This window comes from Rheinheimera sp. 1928-s (assembly GCF_029269265.1).
Lineage (GTDB): Bacteria > Pseudomonadota > Gammaproteobacteria > Enterobacterales > Alteromonadaceae > Pararheinheimera.
Genome location: NZ_JARIXP010000002.1, coordinates 39015 through 64242, shown reverse-complemented (window position 1 = coordinate 64242; position 25228 = coordinate 39015). Strand labels below are relative to the sequence as shown.

Below are 25228 nucleotides of genomic sequence, written 5' to 3'. Positions count from 1 at the left end.
TTGTTTTAAAGCGCCTTCACTTTCAAAGGTTGTTTGCTATCTACAGCTAAGGTATTCCGCAGCGGCAAACCAAAGACAGGTGCTTCAATTTCAAATACATCACCAGAGCGAGTTTCAATACCATCGCCGACACTTAAAGTGGCTGTGCCGAAGTAATGCAGGTGGGCATCACCAGGGCGGCAAAACAAACCGTATTTAAAGTGGTGATGTTCCAGATTACTGATGCTGTGCGACATATTGTCTTCGCCACTGACAAAAGCTTTTTGCCACAGCAATTTACCATCACGGTAGATACGTGAGGTGCCTTCAATATGAGCAGGCAAATCGCCCAGCAATAATTCAGGGCCTACAGCACAAGGCCGTAATTTGGAATGCGCCAGGTATAAATAATTTAGCCGCTCAGTTTTGTGATCGGAGAACTCGTTGCCTAAAGCAAAACCAATACGCCAGGGCTGACCTTCAGCGTCATTGATATAAACCCCAACAATTTCAGGTTCTTCGCCGCCATCTAAGGCAAAAGAAGGAGACAGCAGCGCAGCTCCGGGGGGGACCACTATGCTGCCATCTCCTTTATAAAACCACTCGGGTTGTACACCGGTTTCACCTGCAGCAGGTTTACCGCCATCCAAACCCAACTTAAACATTTTCATGGTATCAGTCAGTTCAGCCACTGCTTTACCGCTGGTTTGAGCATGCATAGTGGCGCGGGTATCAGCGCTGCCTAAATGCGTCAGACCTGTGCCTGTCACCAGTAAATGCGCATTGTCCGGATGATCAAAAGGCGCCAGTAAGCGGCCTTCAGAGACTATCGCCTGATAATCCAGTCGCTGGTCACTGACCAGTTCGGTCACCAGTTGTTGCAATGGCTTTTTGGCAGCTAAAGCCTGATTTGCCAGCTGATAGACAGTCTGGACACCACTTAAAAGCTGAACTTCTGTGCTGGATAACACCATAGCCACAGCACGTTGCTGTTGTGGTGTCACAAATTGAATTAAACGCATCGCACATCCTCGTTAATTTCTTATTTGTACTACAATAAGATTAATATCTGTTTTCTACTTTCTGTTGTCAAGCAGAACTGTAGGGGCGGGGGCTTATTCCCGCCCGTTCATTGATCAGTTCTGCTCTTTATCCAAACCTTCACTGGTCATAATGACCCTTTTTAAAGTGCCATCTTTGTTGTAATAAAGCCGGTCAACTGCGACTGAGCGGCGGAATTCGCCACCATCAGGCTGAGCTGCACCTGTGTGATAAAAAAAGTAATCTTTGCCTTTAAATTCAATAATGGCCTGATGGTTAGTCGGGGAATTGCCCGCTACTTCATTCAGAATGTCCTGATAGACCCAAGGCCCAGTGATTTTTTTGCTGGTGGCGTAGACAATTTTTTCCGGGAAACCCGAAGCATAAGACAGGTAATATAAATCGCCTTTTTTATGCACCCAAATGGCTTCGGTAAAATTCGGCAGATCCAAATTCTGAATAGGGCCATCCAGCTCTGTCATATTGGCTTTGAGTTTGGCGTAGCGTGGTTTGGTATTACCCCAAAACAAATAGGCCTGACCATCGTCGTCAATAAACACCGATGGGTCTATATCATCCCAGTCGATTTCAGTGTCAGTCGTCATATCGTTGGTAATAAGCGCAGTGCCACGGGCATCTTTAAAAGGCCCAAGTGGTGTGTCACCCACAGCAACACCAATGGCAAAACCATTGATCGTGGCGTGACGCACTGTCACATACCAATAAAACTTACCGTCCTTTTCAATCACCTGAGAAGCCCAGGCATCGCCCTTAGCCCAACTGAAATCTTTGGCTTTAAGTTTAGCGCCATGCGCCTGCCAGTTTTTCATGTCTTTGGAGGAAAACACCAACCAGTCATGCATCACAAAAAAGGTCTTATTGTCTTTGGCTTCATCATGGCCAGTGTACAAATAGACGGTATCACCCACCACTAAAGCGGCCGGATCTGCAGTACGTACATCGGTAAATAACGGATTGGCAGCCCACAGGCTGAAGCTCACCAGACTCAATAATCCGGTGAACAGTAAAATGGTAAAAATCTGAACGTTTTTCATAATACCCCTGTCGTGATTTAATAATAATTATCTTATAGTATTACTAATTGAGCCAGATGTGCAAAAGTTGCACAAATCAGGGGCAGAGAAAAAATTCTAGTTAAATCAATGCAGAGTGAATAAATCTGCACAGCTTTGGTGAAAATTTTTTACGAACTGCTTGAACTTTGGCTTCAGCTTGATGTATTAGTAATACAATATTATTAAATCAATTTGCTTTAGGATTCAACTATGGCCCAAGACGAAAAGAAAAAAGTGCAGCTTCGCTCTGCCAGCTGGTTTGGTACTAACGACAAAAACGGTTTTATGTATCGCAGCTGGATGAAAAATCAGGGTATTCCTGATCATCACTTTCAGGGCAAGCCAGTGATTGGGGTTTGTAATACCTGGTCTGAGTTGACGCCTTGTAATGCACATTTTCGTCAAATCGCTGAACGGGTCAAAAACGGTATTCGTGAAGCCGGTGGTATTCCGGTTGAGTTTCCTGTGTTCTCAAACGGTGAATCTAATTTACGTCCAACCGCCATGTTAACGCGCAACCTGGCTGCTATGGACACTGAAGAAGCTATTCGTGGTAACCCTATAGATGGTGTGGTGCTGCTGGTGGGCTGCGACAAAACCACTCCAGCCTTATTGATGGGCGCTGCCAGTTGTGACTTACCGACCATAGTAGTTACAGGCGGCCCTATGTTAAACGGCAAACACCACGGCAAAGATGTGGGTTCAGGCACGCTAGTCTGGCAGGCACATGAAGAATATAAGGCTGGTCGTATTACGCTGGAACAGTTTATGGATATGGAGGCCAGCATGTCGCGTTCTGCCGGTACCTGTAACACCATGGGCACAGCTTCTACTATGGCCTGTATGGCTGAGTCCTTAGGCACCAGCTTGCCTCACAATGCCGCTATTCCTGCTGTGGATTCACGTCGTTATGTATTGGCGCATTTATCCGGTATGCGTATTGTCGATATGGTGCATGAAGATTTAAAGCTGTCAAAAATCCTGACCAAAGATGCCTTTATTAATGCCATTCGAACTAACGCTGCTATAGGCGGTTCCACGAATGCGGTGATCCACTTAAAAGCCATAGCAGGTCGAATTGGTGTGGATTTATCTTTGGATGACTGGTCGCATGGTAAAGGTGTTCCGACTCTGGTAAACCTGCAACCGTCTGGTAAATACCTGATGGAAGAGTTTTATTACTCAGGTGGTTTACCGGCGGTGCTGCGCCGTTTAGGTGAAAGCGGCATGCTGAATAATGATGCGTTAACGGCCAATGGCAGAAGTATTTGGGACAACGTCAAAGACTCTGAATGCTACAACGACGATGTGATCCGCACTATGGACAATCCGTTGGTGGCCAGTGGTGGCATTTGTATTTTACGCGGCAACTTAGCACCTCGTGGTGCCGTGTTAAAACCTTCAGCTGCCAGCCCGCATTTATTAAAACACCGTGGTAAAGCAGTGGTGTTTGAAAACTTCGATATGTACAAAGCCCGCATTAATGATCCAGAGCTGGATATTGATGAAAATAGCATCATGGTGCTGAAAAACTGTGGACCAAAAGGCTACCCAGGTATGGCCGAAGTCGGCAATATGGGTTTACCTCCTAAGGTGCTGCAAAAAGGCATTAAAGATATGGTGCGTATTTCAGATGCCCGCATGAGTGGCACAGCTTTTGGTACTGTGGTATTGCATGTCACACCTGAGGCTATGGAATTAGGGCCTTTAGCTGCAGTGCAGGAAGGCGATTATATTCAGCTGGATGCTCACAATGGCGTGCTGCATTTGGAAGTGTCGGACGAAGAAATCGCCGCACGTTTAGAGAAATTAAAAGCGACACAAGTGATTATGCGCACTGGTGGTTATATGGAAATTTATCGCGAGCGGGTTTTACAGGCCGATGAAGGCTGCGACTTCGACTTCTTAGTCGGTTGTCGTGGTGCTGATGTGCCGGCTCATTCGCATTAGTTTAGGCTTTACGCCGGATCGGCCCTGTGGGTGGTGCCAGCTGGGCCGATTATTTTATTTAGAAAGGACACCTTATGACGTTAAGCAATCAGTATCCAAGTCTGCGCCATAAAACCGTATTTATCAGTGGCGGTGGTTCAGGCATTGGTGCTTGCATGGTAGAGGCTTTTATCGCTCAGGGCGCTAAAGTGGCTTTTGTCGATATTTTAGAAGCCGAATCCAAGGCTTTAGTCGCTGATTTAACAGCCAAATATCCGGAAGCAGAGCTGAAGTTTTATGCCTGTGATTTGCTGAATATTGATGACTTAAAGCAGGTGATAGATCAGGTAAAGCAGCAGCTTGGCGCTATCAGTGTATTAATTAATAACGCAGCCAGTGATACCAGACACAACTTCCTTGAAGTGACGCCAGAGTATTGGGATCAGCGGGTGAATATCAATTTACGCCATCAGTTTTTTGCCATTCAGGCGGTCTATCCGCAGATGAAAGAGCTGGGTGGTGGTTCCATTATCAATTTAGGTTCGATGAGCTGGTATGAAAGTCAGGGCGGTATGCCGGGTTACACCAGTTCTAAAGCGGCAGTGCTGGGACTTACCCGTGGTTTAGCCCGTGATTTAGGGCCGGATAAAATCCGCGTCAATACCTTAACGCCGGGCTGGGTGATGACAGAACGTCAGCTGAAGTACTGGGTTAATGAAGAAACGGCACGGGATATTGAAAAAAATCAATGCGTCAAAGACAGCCTGATGCCGGAAGATGTGGCAGCTATGGCGCTGTTTCTGGCATCCGACGACAGCAAGCTGTGTACAGCACAAAACTTTATTGTGGACGGTGGCTGGATTTAACTGCCTGCGCAGTGATTCAGCGGCTTTTTTACCACCACTTTTTATGACTTAAGAGTAAACAAGGGTTTAGCAATGATGATTACAGGCCAACAACTGATTAACGGGCAATGGGTGCAAGGCGAAGCGGGTCAGTACCAGGCGGTCAATCCAGCTGCTGCCGCTTTTATTGAACCTGTGATGAGTTACGCCAGCAAAGCTCAGGTGCATCAGGCGGTGGCTGCGGCTGCAGCAGCTGCACCAGTTTTTGCGGCCACTTCACTGAAACAGCGTGCTGAGTTTTTAGAATTATGCGCTGATGAAATTATGGCCTTAGGTGATGTATTGCCAGAGCGTGTGGCACTGGAAACAGGTTATCCAAAAGCCCGTGGTGAGGGCGAGCGTGCCCGTACTGTCAATCAGCTGCGTTTATTTGCATCTTCTATCCGCTCTGGTGAATACCTGAATATCCGTATTGATACGGCTTTACCTGATCGTCAGCCTTTGCCTAGGCCAGATTTACGTTATACCAATCAGCCTATAGGTCCAGTGGTGGTGTTTGGTGCCAGTAACTTTCCATTAGCCTTTTCTGTAGCTGGTGGTGATACAGCAGCTGCTTTAGCAGCGGGTTGCCCTGTGATTGTCAAAGGTCATAACTCACACCCTGGGACTTGTGAGTTGGTAGCTCGTGCTTTACATAAAGCGGTGCAAAAAGCGGGTTTACCTGCTGGTGTGTTTTCTTTGATTATGGGTTCTGGCCGAGAAGTTGGTTCTGAACTTGTGGTTGCGCCAGAAGTAAAAGCTGTAGGTTTTACCGGCTCTTTAGCGGGTGGCATGGCATTGTTTCAACTGGCCAATAACAGACCTGAACCTATTCCTGTGTTTGCCGAAATGGGCAGCGTGAACCCTGTGGTGTTATTGCCGCAGGCGCTGGAGCAAAATGCTGAAGGGATAGCTGCTGGTTTTGTTGGTTCTTTAACTTTGGGTGTGGGCCAGTTCTGCGTCAATCCAGGTGTGGCAGTGGCTATTCAAAGCCCAGCGCTGGACAAATTCTGCGCTGCAGCATCAATTGCTTTAGCCAAGGTACCAGCTGGTGTCATGCTGAACGAAGGCATAGCTGCTGCTTATCAAAAAGGCACAGCGCATTTGTCGGATCAGGCCGGTGTTGAATTAGTGGGTAGCGGCGAAGCTGTGGGCGAAAAAGCAGGCTTCTGCACTCAAGCCAAACTATTTAAAGTCACAGCCGAAGCCTTTTTAGCCAATCCACATTTGCAGGAAGAAGTCTTTGGWCATGTCTCTGTGCTGGTGAGTTGTGCCGACCAGGCGCAATTGCTGGCCGTAGTACGCACTTTAAAAGGTCAGCTGACCGGTACTTTACAGGCCACAGCAGCTGAGCTTGCCACTCAGGCCGAATTGATTAGCCTACTGCGGCAAAAAGTAGGCCGTCTGGTGGTGAATAACTTCCCGACTGGTGTTGAAGTCTGTGATGCCATGATGCACGGCGGACCTTTCCCTGCGGCCACTGATGCACGTTTTACTTCGGTAGGCACAGCTTCTATTGCCCGTTTTGTCCGTCCTATTTGTTTCCAGAATTACCCGGCTGAGCTATTACCACCAGAGCTGCAAAACGCCAATCCTTGGGCCTTGCCTCGTCTGGTCAATGGCGTAAAAACCAGCGCAGCGGTTGACGCTTAACATGAGCTTTGTCGTCACGACCGACACTTTGCAGGTGGCTGCGTTAAAGCGGCCCTTGCAACTGATTAAGCTGACTAATCCGGCCGGACTTAGTGTGACCTTAAGTAATCTGGGTGCAGGTTTGTGGTCAGTGCTTATGCCAGACTTGATGCCTGAATCAGGTTCCGCTGAAAAAACAGAACTTTTGCAAAACTATCAGGACCCAAGCCATTTTGCCCGCAACCCTTATTATTTCGCCGTGACTATAGGTCGGGTGGCGAACCGCATTGGGGCTGCCGCTTATATGCACAAAGGTCAGGTGCAGTCGTTGCTTGCCAATGAAGGCCCCAATCAATTGCATGGTGGCCCTGATGGTTTAGGCAGTCGTTTCTGGAGTTTTGATATAGACCAGCAAAAAGACAGAGTCAGTGTCACTTTTCGCATCACCAGTTTAGAGGGCGATCAAGGTTTTCCTGGGCAGTTGGATGTGCAGCTGCGATATAGCTTGCTGGCACATCATGAACTGGTACTGGAATACAGCGCTGTGTCTGATAAAGATACGCCGGTCAGTCTGACCAATCATGCGTATTGGGCTATTGGTGGTGTGGGACAAGACACAGTACTTCAGCAGCAATTGCAGCTTGATGCCGATTTTATTCTGGCTTTGGATAAGCAACTGGTACCGACAGGCGAGTTAGTGCCGGCAACTGGCGCTTTTGATTTTAAAGCGGGCAAGCGGATAGGCCAGGATATTGGCCAGCTTGAAAATGGCTATGACCATTATTTTGTATTGAATAAAGACCGCGATCAGAACCGCCCTGCGGCTTTAGTGCGGGATCCTGTTTCAGGCCGAACTTTGCAGCTCTTTACTGATCAACCTGGTATTCAGTTTTATAGCGGTAATTTTCTAGATGGCAGCATAGTGGGTAACCAAGGCACGCCAATAGAGAAATACGCCGCTTTATGTCTGGAGCCTCATGGTTATCCAAATGCGGTCAATAAACCAAATTTTCCAACAGCTTTGCTTAAAGCAGGGCAGTTGTACCGGCAGTGCAGCCGTTTTGTATTGGGGTATAGCTAAAGCTTTAAAACAAAGAGTTCAATCAAAAAATCGCGGGTCCGCCTTTAAAAAAATATCACAAGGGCCTGTTTGACAAGGGGAGTCGACGTATGAAGATCAAATCCATAGTTGCAGGTCTTGGCCTGTGTTTAGTTTGTCACAGCAGTTTTGCCACCACTGTAGGTTTTGCTCAGGTGGGCTCGGAAAGCGGCTGGCGCACCAGTTTTTCCGAATCAGTCAAAGCTGAAGCAAAAAAGCGTGGCATCGATCTGAAGTTTTCTGATGCCCAGCAAAAGCAGGAAAACCAAATCAAAGCGGTGCGCAGTTTTATTGCTCAGGGAGTGGATGCCATTATCATTGCCCCTGTGGTTGAAACCGGCTGGACTCCAGTGCTGAGAGAAGCCAAACGCGCCCGTATTCCAGTTGTGATAGTGGACCGTAATGTGCAAGTGCAGGACGAGTCGTTATTTGTTACCCGTATAGCCTCAGACTTTGTTGAAGAAGGCCGCAAAGCTGCGACCTGGCTAATGAGCCAACCCCAGGCTCAGAGCAAATGCAATATCATCGAATTGCAAGGCACAGTGGGTGCTACAGCAGCAATCGACCGTGCTAAAGGTTTTAACGAAGTCTTGGCGAAACATCCGCAAGCCAAAATTGTCCGCAGTCAAACCGCTGAATTTACCCGAGCCAAAGGCAAAGAAGTGATGGAGTCCTTGCTAAAAGCTGAGCAGGGTGGCAAAGAAATTTGTGCATTGTGGGCTCATAACGATGAAATGGCTTTAGGCGCTATTCAGGCCATTAAAGAAGCTGGCTTAAAGCCAGGCAAAGATTTACTGGTGGTGTCTGTGGATGCGGTACCTGATTACTTTAAAGCCATGGCCGATGGTGATGCCAATGCCACAGTGGAGCTGAATCCGCATTTAGGTGGCCCGGCTTTTGATGTGATTGAAGGGTATCTGAAGGGTAAAAAAGACACAGAAAAGCTGATCCGTACCACAGGGGATTTATTCCTGCAGGATACGSCTGCTGCTGAATATGAAAAAAGACGCCTGAATTAATCAGCTTTGTTGTGCCAGCAGCACTAACTGCTGGCTTTTCAGGAGGTTCTGATGTCAGAACAGATCACTAAGCCAGTGCTACAACTGCGGCAGATAAACAAAAACTTCCCTGGTGTAAAAGCACTGCAGCAAGCCCAGCTGAGTTTATATGCCGGTGAAGTACATGCCTTATTAGGTGAAAATGGCGCTGGTAAATCCACTTTAGTTAAAGTGATGACAGGGGTGCTGCAAAAAGATAGCGGTGAGTTGCTGCTGGATTCAACAGCTTTAAGTTTTGCTACGCCTAAAGATGCGCAACAAGCTGGCATCAGCACTGTGTATCAGGAAGTGAATTTACTGCCGAATTTATCGGTAGCACATAACCTGTTTTTAGGTTCAGAACCTAAGCGTTTTGGCTTAATTGATAAAAAAGCCATGGCAAATCAGGCACGGCAATTATTAAGCAGTTTTGGTCTTGCTATTGATGTCACTGCGCCTTTGTCTGAATTCTCAGTTGCAGTGCAGCAACTGGTGGCTATAGCCCGTGGTATAGCCCCTAAACGTGGTGCAGCTTGTACCAAAGTGCTGGTGCTGGATGAGCCCACCGCCAGTTTAGATGCTGATGAAGTACAAACTTTATTTCAGGTGCTGCGCCAGTTGAAGCAACAAGGTGTGGCCATCGTTTTTATTACCCACTTTTTGGATCAGGTGTATCAAGTCAGCGACCGCATTACGGTCATGCGTAACGGCTGTTTTATCGGTGAATACCAGACTGCCCACTTAAATAAAGCCGAATTGATTGCCGCTATGCTGGGTAAAGAGCTGTGTCAGCAGCGCCATCAAGCGCCTTGTCTGGCAGTGGAACACTCAGAAGCTATTTTAACAGCGCGGCAGCTCAACTCTGGTCAGTCGGTGCAGCAGTTGGATCTGGATTTACCTCAAGGCCAGGCTGTGGGTTTAGCGGGTTTATTAGGTTCAGGCCGCACTGAAATTTGTCGTTTGTTATTTGGTTTGGATCAAGCCGATGGCGGTACGTTAAGTTTTGCAGGTAAGCCCATTAAACTGAGTAATCCGGCACAAGCCATAGCCCTTGGTATTGCGCTGTGTCCTGAAGATCGTAAAACCCAGGGCATGATTGCACCTTTATCCATTCGTGAAAATATCAGCTTAGCGCTGCAGGCCAAACAAGGCTGGTGGCGGGTGCTTTCTAAAAAGAAGCAGCAACAACTGGCTGATTTTTATATTGAAAAACTGCAAATCGCTACACCTGATGCAGATAAGCCTATAGGCCAGTTAAGTGGTGGCAATCAGCAAAAAGTGATTCTGGCGCGTTGGCTGGCGGTAGAGCCACAGCTGTTGTTACTGGATGAGCCCACCCGAGGCATAGACATTGGCGCTCATGCAGAAATTCTGCAGCTGATCCGGCAGCTCTGTCAGCAAGGAATGTCTTTGCTGGTGACATCGTCTGAGCTGGAAGAACTTACGGCATTTTCCAGCAAAGTGGTGGTCATGCGTGACCGGAAAAAAGTAGCTGAGCTAAGTGGTGAAGATCTGAACCCGGATCGCATTATGGCTGCTATAGCGGGAGCCAGCGTATGACGAACGAGGCAACAATTTTGAATTCTACCCCTGATCAGTTAAAAGCAGCCAGGCAGGCGCGTTATAGCCCTGGCCAATCGGCGCATCAATTTAGCTTATACCTCTATCCGTTGCTGGCTTTAGCTTTGTTATTGCTGGTGAATTTACTGTTAGACCCACAGTTTTTCTCTTTGCAATGGCAGGAGGGCCGCTTGTATGGGCCTTTGATTGATATTGTCAATCGCAGTGCACCTGTGGCTTTGCTGGCCATCGGCATGAGTTTAGTCATTGCCACAGGCGGTATTGATTTGTCGGTCGGCGCTGTGATGGCGATTTGCGGCGCAGTGTGCGCTAACTTATTAGTGCTTGGCGACTGGTCTATTCCTGCGGTGATAGGGCTGGCTGTACTGACAGGTTTAGGCTGTGGGTTGGTCAATGGCTTGATGGTCAGTTATCTCGGCATTCAGCCGATAGTCGCCACGCTGGTGTTAATGGTGGCAGGTCGTGGTGTGGCGCAGCTATTAAACCAGGGCCAGATTGTTACCTTTCAGAACCCTGACTTTGCCGCTTTAGGTTCAGGCTCCTTTTTAGGTTTGCCCGTGCCAGTCTGGTTAGTCTTGCTGGCGCTGCTTATTATGCAGTTGCTGCTCAAACGCACAGCCTTGGGCTTATTTATTGAAGCGGTAGGCTGTAATGCTAAAGCCAGCCGCTATTTGGGCATAGATGACAGAGGCATTAAGCTGACTGTGTATTTACTGGCCGGTGGCTGCGCGGCTCTGGCAGGCATTATCGCTACAGCAGATATTCAGGGTTCAGATGCCAATAACGCTGGTTTATGGTTAGAACTGGATGCCATTTTAGCCGTGGTGATAGGGGGCGCAGCTTTAACAGGAGGGCGCTTCTCTCTGCCTCGTGCTGTGATAGGAGTGCTGATTATTCAGGCCTTAAGCACCACCATAGTCGTCAGTGGTTTACCTTCTAAATTTAATTTATTAATCAAAGCTTTAGTCATATTGCTGGTGCTGTTGCTGCAGTCTGAACTCTTTCGTCATCAGCTTAAAACCCTGTTGAGTTTTAACAAGCTGCGTGGAGGAAAAGCCTGATGTCCCGCACTTATTTACCTTTGTGGATCACTTTTGCCCTGGTGCTGTTGATGTTTGGCGCTGGTGCCAGCCAGTTTGATGGTTTTGCCAGTCTGCGAGTGGTTACTAACTTAATTAGCGACAATGCCTTTTTGCTGGTGACAGCTTTGGGTATGACGCTGGTGATTTTATCTGGTGGCATCGATTTGTCCGTCGGTTCTGTGATTGCATTAAGCGGTGTGGCGGCAGCCTTATTGATTGGGCCTTATCAATGGCATCCGCTGCTCGCCTTTGCCCTGATATTGCCTTGTGCTGCGCTGTTTGGCGCAGGTATGGGCGCCTTAATTCAGTATTACCAACTACAGCCTTTTATTGTCACTTTGGCGGGCATGTTTTTAGCCCGGGGTGTGGCGACTTTATTAAGTGAAGAGTCTGTCGCTATTGAACATCCTTTTTATGATGCAGTGGCCGAGTTTGGGCTGGAGCTGCCGGACGGTGGTTGGCTGGGGGCAACTTCTTTGCTGACTATAGCTTTGGTGCTGCTGATGTTGGTACTTACTCACTACAGCCGCTTTGGTTCTTATGTCTATGCCTTGGGTGGTAATAGCCAATCCGCCCAACTGATGGGCGTTCCTGTCGCCCGTACTACCATTTTGTTGTATGCCTCCAGCAGTATGCTGGCGGCCATGGCCGGTATTATTTTTAGTTTTTATACCTATTCAGGTTATGCGCTCTCTGCTGTAGGAGTGGAGCTGGATGCCATAGCAGCAGTAGTGATAGGCGGTACCTTACTGACTGGCGGCAGCGGTTTTATTATTGGCACTGTATTAGGTGTCTTACTGATGGGCCTTATTCAAACCTATATCAATTTTGACGGCAGCTTAAGCAGCTGGTGGAGCAAGATAGTCATAGGCGGTCTGCTGTTTTTCTTTATCGCTTTGCAAAAGCTGCTGAGCAAACAATGGCAAAGTAAAGCCGGAGGAAAGGCATGAGCGACTTTACCTTATTGCATAGCATCCCGCTTAAAAACAAATTAGGTGAAGGTATTGTCTGGCATGGTGCCAGCGAGTCGGTCTGGTGGACTGACATTCATGGCCGCTTTTTGTATCAGCTGTTTTGGCCTTCATTGCAGTTAAATACCTATCCGCTGCCTGAACGCATCAGCTGTTTTGCTTTATTAAACCCAAATGACCCAATGCGCTCTGGCTATTCGATGCTGGTGGCTTTTGAGTCGGGTTTTGCTTTGTATCAGCCAGAAACACAACAAGTGTTTTGGTTGGTTAAACCTGAAACGCATTTATCCGGCAATAGAATGAATGATGGCCGAATCGACCGTCAGGGCCGATTTTGGGCTGGCACTATGAAAGAGCATGATCACGGCCAGCATGGCACTTTATACCGGCTGGATCAGCGGGGCTGTGATGCGGTGATCACCGGCTTACAGATTCCAAATAGTCTGTGCTGGAATAAAAACAGCAGCCTGATGTATCACGCCGACTCACCCACAGGCGTGATTTATTCTTATGGCTTTGATGCAGAACAAGGCACTGCTTCGCAGTCGAAATTGTTTGCCAAAGTACCGACGGGGGCAGAACCTGATGGCGCAATAATAGATGCGGAGGATCATCTGCTTTGTGCTTTATGGGGCGGCGCTGCTATAGCGCGTTATTCGCCTTCAGGGCAGCAAACTGCATTACACACTTTGCCTGTCAGTCAGCCGACTTGCCTGGCCTTTGGTGGGCCTGATTTAAACCTGCTGTTTGTTACCACAGCACTTCAGGGATTAACAGCTCAACAATTAGAGGCAGAACCAGATGCCGGTAGTTTATTGATTTATCAGTCATCTTATCAGGGCTTGCCTGAGTCTGAACTGGCGGTAATGGATTGGATTGCTTTGCAAAAAAGCGGAGGTCTTTATGTTGAAGCTGGTTAATTTTTTACTGATAAGCCTGCTGAGTTTTAATCTGCTGGCGCAAGATGTGATCAAAAGCGACAGCGGATTACTGATTAAAAACCGCGCCGATCCATGGGTATACAGAGCTGCTGCTGATTCCTATTATTTCACAGCTTCAGTACCGGAATTTGATCGTATTGAATTACGCCACAGTTCAAGTATTAAAGGGCTGGCAGAAGCCGCACCTAAAGTCATCTGGCGCAAAAAAGATAAAGGCCCAATGAGCGCTAATATCTGGGCTCCTGAACTGCATCGTATAGACGGAGCTTGGTATATCTACTTTGCCGCGGGTCAGGCCGATCAAGCTTTTCATATTCGCACTTATGTATTGAAAAACAGCTCTGCTGATCCATTGCAAGGAGAGTGGCAAGAGCTGGGGCCGCTCAACACAGGCTGGGATAGTTTTAATCTGGATGCCACTCACTTTGAGCATCAGGGCCAGCATTATCTGGTGTGGGCACAGCAGGATAAAAACAAAAGTTATAACAGCGCCTTGTGGATAGCCAAAATGCGCAGCGCCACAGAGCTTGAATTACCCGCCACTTTACTGACAGAACCCACTCTGGATTGGGAGCGTTTAGGTTATAAAGTCAATGAAGGCGCTGCAGTACTGATCAAACATAACAAAATCTGGCTGGCCTATTCCGCCAGTGCCACCGATCACCGGTACGCTATGGGGCTGCTGAGCGCTTCAACAGATGCTGATTTATTGAAGACTGCAAGCTGGAGCAAAGCGCCGAAACCTGTGTTTTACACCAACGACAGCCTCAAACGTTTTGGCCCGGGTCATAATAGTTTTGTACTGGCTGAAGATGGTGTCACTGACTTAATGCTGTACCACGCCCGTGATTACAAAGAAATTCAGGGCAATCCGTTACAGGATGGTAATCGCCATACTCGTGTCCGCCCCTTGTACTGGACAGATAAAGGCGAGTTAGACTTTGCTCAGGACAAGCCTGACTAACTCATTGTTCCGCTGTGCGTCATCAAAAAATACACGCCTTGTAACAATTTTGTTGCAGGGCGTTTTTGTTTTTCGATTAGTCTTAGACTTTTGCTTTGCTCATTCTCTTTCCGTTACGCCAAGAAGTGAGCGCAGGGCAAAGCTTTGATATAAAACACAGGCAGGGAGAAGGTATGAAGTTAAAACAGTCGGCTTTGGCGCTGATGCTTGGGCTGGTGATCAGTTCGGCGCAGGCAACTGAAGCTAAAGATATTCAAAGCTTTACGCTTAAAAATGGCATGAAAATTCTGGTGCTGGAAGATGCATCTATTCCTAATGCCAACAGCTATTTATTCTGGAAAGTAGGGTCACGCAACGAATACCCTGGCATTACAGGTATTTCACACTTTTTTGAACATATGATGTTTAACGGCGCCAAAAAGTATGGTCCAAAGATGTTTGACCAAACCATGGAAGCCGCAGGTGGCGCCAATAATGCCTATACCACAGAAGATTTAACCGTCTATACCAACTGGTTCCCGGCCAACGCTCTGGAGACTATTTTTGATTTAGAAGCCGACCGCATTGGGCATCTGGATATCAACGCCAAAATGGTCGAAAGCGAACGAGGCGTCGTCACCTCTGAGCGTTCAACCGGCCTTGAAAACTCCAACTTCCGCACTATTCAGGAAGCGCTGAAAGGTGTGGCCTTTTTAGCCCATCCATACAGCTGGTCTGTGATTGGTCATGAGTCTGATATCAAAGCCTGGACTTTGGATGATTTAAAGCGTTACCACAAAACCTACTATGCGCCGAATAATGCGGTGATGGTGGTCGCCGGCGATGTGAAATTAGCCGAAGTGAAAAAGCTGGCGGAGCAGTATTTTGCACCTATTCCCTCTCAGCCAGAGCCTGAAGCTGTGCGTACTGTCGAGCCGGAACAAAAAGGTGAACGCCGGGTTTATGTGCAAAAAGCTTCAGTCACCAGCCCAAATTTACTTTTAGGTTTTCATATTCCGGCCAGCTCCAGCCCGGATTATTATGCGCTGGATTTATTGAATTCTATTCTGAGTCAGGGCAACAGCTCACGTTTGTATCAGGGCCTGGTGGACAAAGAACTGGCGGTGGATGTGTTTAGTTATTTGCCTATGTCCTTTGACCCGAACTTATTTTATATGATGGCCATAGCCAATCCCGGTGTAAAAGCTGCGGATCTCGAGACGGCGCTGATTGGCGTTATTAATAAAGTGGCCAAAGAAGGTGTCAGTCAGGACGAGCTGGAAAAAGCCAAAAACCAAAAGCTGATGCAATTCTATCGGGAAATGGAAACCATCAATGGCAAAGCCGATATTATCGGCACCTACGAGCTGTATTTTGGCAGCTATCAGAAGTTGTTTGATGCGCCGAAAAACTATCAAAAAGTGACACCTGCTGATATTCAGCGAGTGGCGCAAAGCTACCTGAAAAAATCCAACCGCACTGTTGCTGTGCTGGACTCTGCTGAGGATAAAGATCTATGAGCCATTTCACTAAAACTCCAAAAGCTGCGGCGCTGGTTTTACTGAGCTCTTTTGTTTTTGCGTTGCCGGTTATGGCAGAGCAAGCAAAGAACCAAAGTAGCTTCCAGTTACCTGCATACGAGCAATTGAAGCTGGATAACGGCTTAACGGTATTTTTACTGCCTCAACACGAAGTGCCGTTAATTACAGTGCAGGCCACAGTGCGTGCTGGTGCTGTCAACGACAAGGTGGCAGGTTTAGCTCAGTTAACCAGTCAGGCGTTATTATTGGGCGCTGGTGGGAAAAGCAAGGCGCAAATTGAACAGATGGTCGACTTTTTAGGGGCCAGTTTAAACAGTGATGGCTCTATGGAAGGTTCCAGTCTGCGCGCTGATTTTATGGCAAAAGACACAGAACAAATGCTCGCTGTATTTCATCAGGTGCTGACTCAACCTGCTTTTGACGCCACAGAGTTTTACAAGTTAAAAGCACGTCAGGTGGCTGCAGTGGCTCAGGCCAAAGAAAGCCCGCGCATGGTGATGGATCAGTACTTTAATAAACTGGTATTTGGCGCTCATCCTTATGGCAACGCGGTTTCAGGCACCGCAGCTTCATTACAGAGCATCAGTCAGCTGCAGGTGAAAAACTTCCACCAAAGTTATTATCAGCCCAATAATACCGCTATCAGCATAGTGGGCGACTTCAAAGCTGAAGTGATGAAAGCGCAGTTGCAAAAGCTGTTTGCCAGCTGGAAAAACGGTGCAGCAGTGCAGCAACCTGATTTAACGGCAGCTTTGCCAAAGGCAGAGAAAGCCAAAGTCTTGCTGGTGAATAAAGCCGATGCGATAGAAACCACTTTTAGTATTGGTGGTATCGCCATTAAACAGGATAACCCCGATTATGTCGGCATCAGTGTGGTGAACACAGTGTTAGGCGGTCGTTTTACCTCCTGGCTGAACGACGAGCTGAGGGTTAACTCAGGTTTAACTTATGGTGCTGGCTCAGGTTTTGATCGTTATTCAGCCAGCGGTACTTTTAATATCGGCAGTTTTACCAAAACTGAAAGTACTCAGGCTGCTGTAGATTTAGCGCTGAAAACCTATCAGCGCCTATGGGATAAGGGCATCGATCAGGCCACACTGGATTCAGCCAAAGCTTATGTCAAAGGCCAGTTTCCACCTCGTTTTGAAACCAATACGGCCTTAGCTGGCTTGTTAGGTGATATGTATCTGTATGGTTTTAACCAGGACTATATCAACAGTTTCCAAAGCAAAGTGGATCAACTGACAGTGGCTGAAAGCAAACGCCTGATCAACAGCTACTTCCCTAAAGACCAGCTGCAATTTGTGCTGATCGGCAAGGCTGAAGCTATTAAAGACATCGCCAAAACTTATGGTGAAGTCAAACAAGTCGAAATTACCGCAGATAGTTTCTGATCTATACCCAATGGATTTCGACATGGGCGTAGGCGGCCAGGCTGTGCATCCCCATGAGCTTAGCTGTACTAAGTGATTGGGGTGAACAGACGCAGCCAACACCCGCGCATTTTGAAAGACGAATGGTACAAAGCTATGGCCCTGCCGCTGTGCAGGGCCTTATACTCCAGGTATTCCTTCGTTAACTAAGTACAGCGCTTGAAGTCTCAATTCAAACTGCTCAGTCTGTTGCTCAGCCTTTACTTGTTGTGCTCTTGCAGCCCACAAGGCAACTCGGCTTTTTCTCAGCATATTTATATCTGGCAGCGACTCTGGACAGCTGAACACGCCGGGGCTTTGGCACAAAGCAAAACAGATTTCCCTGTATTGAGGGTTTTAGCTTTGCAGCTGCATCAGGCCAAAGCTGGCCCTGTCTGGACAGAAGCTAAGGTAGACTTACCGCTACTGGCTGGCGATGGGCGTGCTGTGCATATGGTGGTGCGGCTTGATGGTCAGCTCAAGCAATTACCACAAGCTTTATTGCAGCAAAAAATCTTGGCTTTGCTGCAGCTATGGCAACATCAAGGCGTAAAGCTGACTCAACTGGAATTGGATTATGACTGTGCCAGCAGCCAGCTCGGCGCTTATGCGCTCTGGATAAAAGAATTACGTCAGTTGTTGCCTCAGACTCTGGCTTTAAGCATTACAGCTTTACCAGACTGGTTAGGCAAGCCGGGGTGGCTTGAATTGCAGCAGCAGGCGGATCAACTGACCTTACAAGTGCATTCAGTATTATCGCCAGAGCAGGGGCTGTTTCAGGCCGGGCTTGCCAAAGATTGGGCACAACAATTAGCGCTACAGGCGCAAAAGCCGTTTTATATTGCTGTGCCTTCGTATCATTCCGCTTTATTGCAACAAGAACAGGGTTGGCTGGTAGAAAGTGAACAGCCACTACAAAGTCAGGGTAAACGGCAGGAGCTATGGTTGGATGCTGCAGCAGTGCAAGATTTTAGTTTGTGGTTGCAGCAACAACACTGGCCGCTGTTACAGGGGCTGGTCTGGTTTCGTTTACCTTTGCCATCCGACAAACGCAGCTGGTCTTATGCGCAGTTGCAAGCTGTTAGTTCGGGCAAACCTTTGACCGCCGATTTAAAGTTAAGTGTGCAGGGCACAGCGCCTCAGTTTGAACTGGTGGCGGAAAACCATGGTTTTGTGGCGGCTCAGTTGCCAGCCCAAATCCGCTTGTCGGGCAGCTCCTGTACTGCTGCTGATGCGGTCTCAGGCTACAAGCTGCACTTTTCAGCAGATAAAAATCAGCTACAGTTTGTTTTAACCAAAACTGAGGCTGTGCTGCAACCTGGTCAATCTTTAGTGGTAGGCTGGGCTTTATGTAAAAACTTAACCCTCTTTCATTCTCAAGGATGATTTTATGCTGAAATTTAACAGAAGCTTGCTGTTCAGCAGCCTTGCGTTATGCAGCAGTGCCTGGGCCTGTGGTCCGGATTTTCCGATGATGCTGAGTTCAGACAGAGCTCACACCTTTGCAGCACTGACAGAACCGGTATTTTTAGTGGAAGTTCAGGCTTTGGCGGCAGCTGTACCTCAGCTTGTCTCTGAGTCATCAAAGCCAGGCGATACGGTTTTTGCAGACAGTTATGATTATCAGAACGAGCGCTGGCTCAGTGCTACAGAACAAGCCGAACAGCAGTTGCTCAGTAAAGAGCAGGCCTTAAAAGTGCAGCAAATGCGTCAAAGCGCCACAGTGCAGCAGGCGTTAGCTGTGGGTGAAACTTTACCTGCTGAACTGCGTTTCTACACTGCAGCTGCTGTGGCTTTTGCACAAAAAGACGATCAGCAGGCCATTGCCTTGTTTCGTCAGGTGTTGGCTTTGCCTTTGGATCAACAGCAGCAAAGACGCAGCTGGGCTTTGTATTCACTCGGCCGGGTTTTGCTTCGGCAATACGATGTGGATCATAGGGCCGAAGTGGCAACTTTGTATAACCAATTACAGCAGGAAGTCGCTGCTGGCCTTGCCGATCCTTTGCAGTTGGCTGTGGCCAGTTTAGGTAAGCAGGCCAGGCTTGCGAAACAACAAGGGGATTGGGCGAGCGCTATAGCTTTGTATGCAGCGCAAAGCCGCTGGAGCGAAAGTGGCCGCGCTTCTTTATTGTGGTTAAGCAAAGAGCTGGCCGCTATGCCGGATCAGGAGTTAATGCCTTTAGTGCAAACTCCAGCTGTGGCTGCATTATTAAGCCGTTACCTGATGACGCAGTTCAGCGCTTTAAGTTATATGGATCCAGAGCAGTTACAGCGTTTGCTTGTTGTGCTGAATCAGGTGCCGGATATTCAACTGCACAATGCAACACAGCTGGCCGTTGCCGCCTATCAGCAAGGTCAGTTCGCTTTGGTTGAGCAGTTATTGCCTCATGTGGATCAAACGGCTTTGGCTTTTACTCTGCGGGCAAAAATGGCGTTAAAAGCCGGTGATAGCCGTAAAGCTGCGGAGTTTTATGCCAAAGCCAGTAAATCTTTTGCCCCAGAGCTCACCCAAACAGAAGTGGTGCCGGTACAGCAAGATTACTACAGCAAAGTTTCAATCGAAGACTTACAACGACAGCAGTATTGTCGTGTGCAGGCCGAACACGGCATTGTCGAATTAAGCCGTGGCGATTATCTGCAGGCGATTTCTCTGCTGACGGCTGCCGGTATGGAGTATTGGCAAGATACGGCTTATATCGCAGAGCGGGTGCTGACGCTGGATGAACTGACAAGTTTTGTGGCTTTGCATCCTGTGGCTGCGGTACCGGAAAAATCTGAGTGGCATTATTTTGGTGATACCCCAGTTGAGGTGTTATTGCATCACTTAACGGCCAGACGATTGATGCGCACTGGTCACTACCAGCAGGCTCAGGCTTATTTTGTCGAGCCGGAATTAAAGCAACTGGCAAAGCAGTATCAGAGCTATGCAGAAGCGGCAAAAAGCAGCTGGACTGACAATGCCAAAGCCCAGGCTTTGTTTGAACAGGCAAAACTGACCAGAGAGCATGGCCTGGAATTACTCGGCTTTGAACTGGCACCTGATTATCAGGTGTTTTATGGCCAGCTTGAACCTTACGAAGATGAAGTGAAAGCAGCCACTTTACCTCTGGCTGAGTTACAGCGTTTAGGCAATTCAGCGCCAAAATACAACAGCAGATTTCATTACCGGCATTTTGCCGCTGACTTGTCGGCACAAGCTGCAAAGCTGGTACCGCAAAACAGCCAGGCTTTTGTGGCAACTTTGTGTCATTCGACAAAATGGCTATTAATACGCCAGCCAGAGCTTGCCAAAGGCTATTATCAGCACTATTTGCAACATGGGCCTTATGTCAGCTGGGGGGCTGAATTTGGTCAAAACTGCCCAGAGCCTGATTTTGTCGCAGCCAAACAACGGCAATACGACAACTGGCAACAGCAATTACGCCAGTCCGTCCGGCCTTTTAAACTGCCGATTTATACAGCCGCTGTTTTGATGGTCGCGGGGCTGGGCGTTTTGCTTTGGCGGCGCAGACAAAAACAGGGCAGGGCTTCATAGCGCCTGACTGATTTTTTTGGAAATCTATATTTGTAATACAATAATATTGAATTATCATTAACCCTGTCTGCTTCAGACGAGCCAGCAGCATAGCTGGCCTATCCAACATGACAGGGGATTTTTATGACGACTTTTACTTTACGATCTACGTTAAGGCCCGCTTTTAAAAAGGCGCCTTTATGGCTGGCGCTGAATTTAGTCTTGCTTTGCGCTTGTGGTGGTGGTTCTGAAACCACTGTAGCTCCGCCAACTATAGGCAACCCGCCGCCTGTGGTGATACCGCCACCTGTGCCTAATGCACCCGCTTTTAGCAATGTGGCAGTACACGACCCTTCGGTTATCAAGGTAGGCTCAGAGTTTTATATCTTTGGCTCTCACTTAGCAGCGGCGAAGTCCACTGATTTACAACACTGGACCTTAGTTGCTGATGGTGTGAACGCCAACAATAAGCTGATGCCCAATGCCGCAACAGAGCTGAAAGAAACCTTTGACTGGGCTCAAACTTCAACGCTTTGGGCTGCCGATGTGATTGAAATCGGTGGCAAGTTTTATATGTACTACAACGCCTGCAAAGGCGATTCACCGCGTTCGGCTTTAGGTATTGCAGTGGCAGACTCAGTCGAAGGGCCTTACAAAAACCAGCAGCTGTTGCTCAAATCCGGTATGTGGGGTGAAGCCAGCGAAGATGGCTCAATTTACGATGCAACCATTCACCCCAATGTAGTAGATCCTGATGTGTTTTTTGATAAAAACGGCCGTTTGTGGATGTTGTATGGCTCCTATTCGGGCGGCTTATTTATTCTGGAGCTGGATAAAACTAGGGGTATTCCTTTACCGGATCAGGGCTATGGCAAACACCTGATGGGCGGTAATCACAGCAGGATAGAAGCCGGATACGTACTGTACAGCCCGGACAGCGATTATTATTACCTCTTTGTATCTTTTGGTGGCCTGGATGCGAACGGCGGTTACAACATACGTGTGGCGCGCTCCAGTAATCCTGAAGGCCCTTATTTCGATGCCTTGGGTAATTCAATGGCTGACGTCAAATCTAACCCGGCTTTGCCGTTATTTGATGACGCCAGCATAGCGCCTTATGCCGAAAAATTAATGGGTAACTTTTTGTTTGAACGCCAAAGCAGCGAGGCCGGCACTGGTATTGGCACTGGTTATGTCTCACCTGGCCATAACTCGGCTTACTATGACGAAAGCTCTGATCAGTATTTTTTGATATTCCACACCCGCTTTCCACAGCAGGGAGAGCAGCATCAGGTACGGGTGCATCAGATGTTTATCAACAAAAACGGCTGGCCTGTGGTAGCGCCGCACCGTTATGCCGCCACTGAAGATAAAACAGTGACAGCAGAGCAAGTCGTGGGCAGCTACAAACTGATTGAACATGGCAAAGATATTTCGGCCGACATTAAAAAGCCGGTCAGTATTAATTTGTTGGCCAATGGCACTATCAGTGGTGATAAAACAGGTAGCTGGGTGTATGGAGTTAATCAGCAGATCAGTATTAACCTGGATGGCAGTTATGAAGGTGTGGTATCACGGCAGTGGCATGAAACACCGGCCAAATGGACTGTGACTTTTAGTGCATTATCCACTGAAGGTAAAACGGTGTGGGGTTCGCAGAACTAGCAAAACAGGGATTGCAGAAAAGAAAAAACCCAGCCGAGGCTGGGTTCCAATTTATGGCAGGGGTACAGGGATTCGAACCCCAGAATGGCGGGATCAAAACCCGCTGCCTTACCGCTTGGCTATACCCCTGCAGAACTGTTGTAGCTAAAATTGTGTAATTTGATGATTACACTGCCACTTCAATTAAATGGCAGGGGTACAGGGATTCGAACCCCAGAATGGCGGGATCAAAACCCGCTGCCTTACCGCTTGGCTATACCCCTGCAGAAACTGCAGAATTCTTACTTGCTTGGTGCGGAAAGAGAGACTCGAACTCTCACGCCTCGCGGCGCTGGAACCTAAATCCAGTGCGTCTACCAATTTCGCCATTTCCGCAAACACTGGACGAACAAATTAAGTGGTGGCTACAGCGGGAATCGAACCTGCGACCCCAGCATTATGAGTGCTGTGCTCTAACCAGCTGAGCTATGTAGCCACTATGTCTTAGTTGTCCTAAGCAAGTGGCGCGTATTATGCTCATCAGGCTTTTTTGCGTCAACCGTTTTTTTGCCACATCTTTATCTATTCGGTTTGTTTGCTGGTTTTCTATGCAAGTTGATGTCAACACAACCAGTTTTTTCGGTTTTTCCGCTCTGTACTTGGGCTTATACGACTGATGGGGTAGTATCGGTTTGTTATTAAAACTAAAAAATAAACTCCGCCGCTATGGAGTCAGTAAGAGGAAAACCAATGTCCACAGATGTAAAACAAGCCCGTTGGCCACGGCAAATCCCCTTTATTATTGCCAGTGAAGCTTGTGAGCGTTTCAGCTTCTACGGTATGCGCAATATTTTAACGCCCTTTTTAATGACAGCTTTGCTGTTATCTATACCTGAAGAAATGCGCGCCTCTATGGCGAAAGAAGTATTTCACTCCTTTGTCATTGGTGTGTACTTTTTCCCTTTATTAGGCGGCTGGCTGGCTGACCGTTACCTTGGCAAATACAACACCATTTTATGGCTAAGTATTGTGTACTGTATTGGTCATTTGTTTTTGGCCTTGTTTGAAACCAGTAAAGAAGGCTTTTACACCGGCTTGTTTCTGATAGCGCTGGGGTCGGGCGGCATTAAACCTTTAGTTTCGGCTTTTATGGGCGACCAATTTGACCAGAGTAATAAAAAGCTGGCGCAAAAAGCTTTTGATATCTTTTATTTCACTATTAACTTCGGCTCCTTTTTTGCGTCCTTGCTGATGCCGCTGACTCTCAAGCACTTTGGTGCTGCCGTGGCTTTTGGTATACCAGGCATACTGATGGCACTGGCCACCTTGTTTTTCTGGCTAGGCCGCAAACGTTATGTGCATATAGCGCCAGAACCTAAAAATCCGCACAGCTTCTTAAAAGTGGTAAAAACCGCTTTATTCGCTAAAGAACAAGGCAAAGCCAATGGCGGCCTCTATCTGGCTTTAGTGGGTTTTGCTTTGGCGATTTTTAGTTTAAGCCAAACCCCAACTTTAGGCTTTGTCGCTGCTTTTTGTTTAGCTTTAGTGCTGGTGATGGGCTTTGGTGGTGCTGGTGCAGCTATTCAGTTGGAAAGAGCTCGGGGTGTTCATCCTGATATAGCCGTAGATGGTGTGCGTTCAGTGCTGCGTATTTTAATTTTGTTTGCGCTGGTCACTCCCTTTTGGTCTTTATTTGATCAAAAAGCCTCGACCTGGATTTTACAAGCCAATGATATGAGCAAACCTGACTGGTTTGAACCTGCCATGATGCAGGCCTTAAACCCGCTGTTGGTCATGCTGCTGATCCCTTTTAATCATATGGTGCTGTACCCGCTGTTGGAGCGTTGTGGTGTGCGTATTACCGCATTACGCCGTATGGGTGCTGGTATTGCCTTTGCGGGCTTAAGCTGGATTGTGATTGGTTCAGTACAGCTGGCGATGGACGGCGGCACTGTAATGTCGATAGTTTGGCAGGTATTGCCTTATGCACTCTTAACCTTTGGCGAAGTATTGGTATCGGCCACAGGCTTAGAGTTTGCTTACAGTCAGGCACCTGCTGCCATGAAAGGCACTATTACCAGCTTCTGGCAGTTATCGGTCACAGTAGGTAACTTATGGGTGCTATTAGCCAATAACAGTATTCGCAGCGAAACAGTTCTGTCGCAAGTAGAAGCGACAGGCTTATCGGAAACCGCCTTTTTAATGTTCTTCTTTGCGGGTTTTGCCTTAGTGGCAGCCGCTATTTTTGCCTTGTATGCACGTAGTTATACTATGTTGGATAATTATCGGGCTGCGGCTTAGTTTTACTTAGCATAACAATAGGGGCAAGACGCAAGACTTGCCCCCGTTTTCAGCTCTTAAGTAGAGGGTGAAGTCGCTGCGGGAAGGGCATAGTCCACGCAGACACGCCGTGAATACATCCATGTAGGGCTGCGTAACGTGTTGTTTCGCTATCCCTGCGAAACATGGTCTGCTCAGCACTATACCCATCCTCGCTTTTTAAGCTGCCAGATAGTAGATAAATCGCCGTGGTATCAACTCAAAACATTGGGGCACACCGCAAGACCCGACCCCGTTTCCGGTTTTCAGGCTCGCCTTTGGCATCCCTGCCAAAGACGGTCTGCTTAGAACCATACCCATCCTCGCTTTTTTGAGCTGCCAGATCGTAGATGAATCGCCGTGGTATCAACTCAAAAGGTTGGGGCACACCGAAAGACTTGACCCTGTTTTTATTCTGAGCTGAGTTAAAGTTATGGGGATGCTGTAGAGGGTTAGGTCGCTGCGGGAAGGGCATAGTCCACGCAGACACGCCGTAAATACATCATGTAGGCTCGCCTTTGGCATCCCTGCCAAAGACGGTCAGCTTAGAACTATACCCATCCTCGCTTTTTAAGCTGCCAGACATAAAAGCAATTAAATTAA

18 protein-coding genes and 4 tRNA genes are annotated in these 25228 nt (G+C 47.8%); 16 read left to right on the top strand and 6 right to left on the bottom strand.

Annotated elements, in window-relative coordinates; translation table 11 throughout:
- Positions 1-5: 5 nt before the first annotated feature.
- The gene (gene araD1 / locus P3C17_RS05160) at positions 6-1001 is read right to left on the bottom strand and encodes an AraD1 family protein (protein WP_300928413.1); all 996 of its coding nucleotides are present in this window, start codon (positions 999-1001) and stop codon (positions 6-8) included.
- Positions 1002-1115: 114 nt separating this feature from the next.
- A complete protein-coding gene (locus P3C17_RS05155; protein WP_300928412.1) occupies positions 1116-2075 on the bottom strand; it encodes a glycoside hydrolase family 43 protein in 960 nt (319 codons plus the stop codon).
- A gap of 231 nt (positions 2076-2306) precedes the next feature.
- Between P3C17_RS05155 and P3C17_RS05150 the strand changes: the two genes are divergently transcribed.
- From P3C17_RS05150 to P3C17_RS05080, 15 genes are all read left to right on the top strand, one after another.
- Positions 2307-4046, top strand: coding sequence for an IlvD/Edd family dehydratase (locus P3C17_RS05150; RefSeq protein WP_300928411.1), 1740 nt, complete (start codon positions 2307-2309; stop codon positions 4044-4046).
- A 74-nt stretch (positions 4047-4120) separates the two neighbouring features.
- Positions 4121-4891 carry an SDR family oxidoreductase gene (locus tag P3C17_RS05145; RefSeq protein WP_300928410.1) on the top strand — a complete coding sequence of 257 codons (771 nt, stop codon included), beginning with the start codon at positions 4121-4123 and terminating at the stop codon, positions 4889-4891.
- Between the two features lie 72 nt (positions 4892-4963).
- Positions 4964-6562, top strand: coding sequence for an aldehyde dehydrogenase (NADP(+)) (locus P3C17_RS05140; protein WP_300928409.1), 1599 nt, complete (start codon positions 4964-4966; stop codon positions 6560-6562).
- A gap of 1 nt (position 6563) precedes the next feature.
- Complete coding sequence (locus P3C17_RS05135) at positions 6564-7622, top strand: aldose epimerase family protein (RefSeq protein WP_300928408.1); 1059 nt, start codon at positions 6564-6566, stop codon at positions 7620-7622.
- 89 nt (positions 7623-7711) lie between these two features.
- Positions 7712-8659 (top strand): ABC transporter substrate-binding protein, encoded by a 948-nt coding sequence (locus P3C17_RS05130; protein ID WP_300928407.1) that lies wholly within the window; start codon positions 7712-7714, stop codon positions 8657-8659.
- 51 nt (positions 8660-8710) lie between these two features.
- Positions 8711-10237: a sugar ABC transporter ATP-binding protein gene (locus P3C17_RS05125; protein WP_300928406.1), complete on the top strand. Its 1527-nt coding sequence runs from the start codon at positions 8711-8713 to the stop codon at positions 10235-10237.
- Entirely contained in the window at positions 10234-11319 is a 1086-nt protein-coding gene (locus P3C17_RS05120) for an ABC transporter permease (protein WP_300928405.1), read from the top strand. Before P3C17_RS05125 ends, P3C17_RS05120 begins: the two co-directional genes overlap by 4 nt.
- Positions 11319-12290, top strand: a complete 972-nt coding sequence (yjfF, locus tag P3C17_RS05115) for a galactofuranose ABC transporter, permease protein YjfF (protein ID WP_300928404.1) — start codon at positions 11319-11321, stop codon at positions 12288-12290. Before P3C17_RS05120 ends, yjfF begins: the two co-directional genes overlap by 1 nt.
- Complete coding sequence (locus tag P3C17_RS05110; RefSeq protein WP_300928403.1) at positions 12287-13231, top strand: SMP-30/gluconolactonase/LRE family protein; 945 nt, start codon at positions 12287-12289, stop codon at positions 13229-13231. The genes yjfF and P3C17_RS05110 overlap by 4 nt, the downstream gene beginning before the upstream one ends.
- A complete protein-coding gene (locus P3C17_RS05105) occupies positions 13215-14216 on the top strand; it encodes a family 43 glycosylhydrolase (RefSeq protein ID WP_300928402.1) in 1002 nt (333 codons plus the stop codon). Before P3C17_RS05110 ends, P3C17_RS05105 begins: the two co-directional genes overlap by 17 nt.
- 173 nt (positions 14217-14389) lie before the next feature.
- Entirely contained in the window at positions 14390-15715 is a 1326-nt protein-coding gene (locus P3C17_RS05100) for a pitrilysin family protein (protein WP_300928401.1), read from the top strand.
- A complete protein-coding gene (locus P3C17_RS05095; RefSeq protein ID WP_300928400.1) occupies positions 15712-17130 on the top strand; it encodes a pitrilysin family protein in 1419 nt (472 codons plus the stop codon). The genes P3C17_RS05100 and P3C17_RS05095 overlap by 4 nt, the downstream gene beginning before the upstream one ends.
- A 198-nt stretch (positions 17131-17328) precedes the next feature.
- Complete coding sequence (locus P3C17_RS05090) at positions 17329-18534, top strand: DUF3142 domain-containing protein (RefSeq protein WP_300928399.1); 1206 nt, start codon at positions 17329-17331, stop codon at positions 18532-18534.
- Between the two features lie 4 nt (positions 18535-18538).
- Positions 18539-20683 carry a hypothetical protein gene (locus P3C17_RS05085; RefSeq protein ID WP_300928398.1) on the top strand — a complete coding sequence of 715 codons (2145 nt, stop codon included), beginning with the start codon at positions 18539-18541 and terminating at the stop codon, positions 20681-20683.
- Positions 20684-20806: 123 nt separating this feature from the next.
- Positions 20807-22327: a glycoside hydrolase family 43 protein gene (locus P3C17_RS05080; protein ID WP_300928397.1), complete on the top strand. Its 1521-nt coding sequence runs from the start codon at positions 20807-20809 to the stop codon at positions 22325-22327.
- A 54-nt stretch (positions 22328-22381) separates the two neighbouring features.
- Here the strand turns inward: P3C17_RS05080 and P3C17_RS05075 are convergent.
- The 4 genes from P3C17_RS05075 to P3C17_RS05060 all read right to left on the bottom strand — a co-directional run bounded on the left by P3C17_RS05075 (position 22382) and on the right by P3C17_RS05060 (position 22802).
- A tRNA-Gln gene (locus P3C17_RS05075) sits at positions 22382-22456 on the bottom strand.
- 59 nt (positions 22457-22515) lie between these two features.
- A tRNA-Gln gene (locus P3C17_RS05070) sits at positions 22516-22590 on the bottom strand.
- Between the two features lie 27 nt (positions 22591-22617).
- A tRNA-Leu gene (locus P3C17_RS05065) sits at positions 22618-22702 on the bottom strand.
- Between the two features lie 23 nt (positions 22703-22725).
- A tRNA-Met gene (locus P3C17_RS05060) sits at positions 22726-22802 on the bottom strand.
- Between the two features lie 254 nt (positions 22803-23056).
- Here P3C17_RS05060 and P3C17_RS05055 point away from each other — a divergent pair.
- Complete coding sequence (locus P3C17_RS05055; protein WP_300928396.1) at positions 23057-24607, top strand: POT family MFS transporter; 1551 nt, start codon at positions 23057-23059, stop codon at positions 24605-24607.
- The last annotated feature ends 621 nt before the right edge of the window (positions 24608-25228 follow it).

Coding starts and splice junctions, on each gene's coding strand:
- P3C17_RS05125 (WP_300928406.1), top strand. CDS start 8,711: ATGTCAGAACAGATCACTAAGCCAGTGCTACAACTGCGGCAGATAAAC.
- P3C17_RS05085 (WP_300928398.1), top strand. CDS start 18,539: ATGCTGAAATTTAACAGAAGCTTGCTGTTCAGCAGCCTTGCGTTATGC.
- P3C17_RS05110 (WP_300928403.1), top strand. CDS start 12,287: ATGAGCGACTTTACCTTATTGCATAGCATCCCGCTTAAAAACAAATTA.
- yjfF (WP_300928404.1), top strand. CDS start 11,319: ATGTCCCGCACTTATTTACCTTTGTGGATCACTTTTGCCCTGGTGCTG.
- P3C17_RS05120 (WP_300928405.1), top strand. CDS start 10,234: ATGACGAACGAGGCAACAATTTTGAATTCTACCCCTGATCAGTTAAAA.
- P3C17_RS05105 (WP_300928402.1), top strand. CDS start 13,215: ATGTTGAAGCTGGTTAATTTTTTACTGATAAGCCTGCTGAGTTTTAAT.
- araD1 (WP_300928413.1), bottom strand. CDS start 1,001: ATGCGTTTAATTCAATTTGTGACACCACAACAGCAACGTGCTGTGGCT.
- P3C17_RS05150 (WP_300928411.1), top strand. CDS start 2,307: ATGGCCCAAGACGAAAAGAAAAAAGTGCAGCTTCGCTCTGCCAGCTGG.
- P3C17_RS05095 (WP_300928400.1), top strand. CDS start 15,712: ATGAGCCATTTCACTAAAACTCCAAAAGCTGCGGCGCTGGTTTTACTG.
- P3C17_RS05100 (WP_300928401.1), top strand. CDS start 14,390: ATGAAGTTAAAACAGTCGGCTTTGGCGCTGATGCTTGGGCTGGTGATC.
- P3C17_RS05055 (WP_300928396.1), top strand. CDS start 23,057: ATGTCCACAGATGTAAAACAAGCCCGTTGGCCACGGCAAATCCCCTTT.
- P3C17_RS05145 (WP_300928410.1), top strand. CDS start 4,121: ATGACGTTAAGCAATCAGTATCCAAGTCTGCGCCATAAAACCGTATTT.
- P3C17_RS05155 (WP_300928412.1), bottom strand. CDS start 2,075: ATGAAAAACGTTCAGATTTTTACCATTTTACTGTTCACCGGATTATTG.
- P3C17_RS05080 (WP_300928397.1), top strand. CDS start 20,807: ATGACGACTTTTACTTTACGATCTACGTTAAGGCCCGCTTTTAAAAAG.
- P3C17_RS05135 (WP_300928408.1), top strand. CDS start 6,564: ATGAGCTTTGTCGTCACGACCGACACTTTGCAGGTGGCTGCGTTAAAG.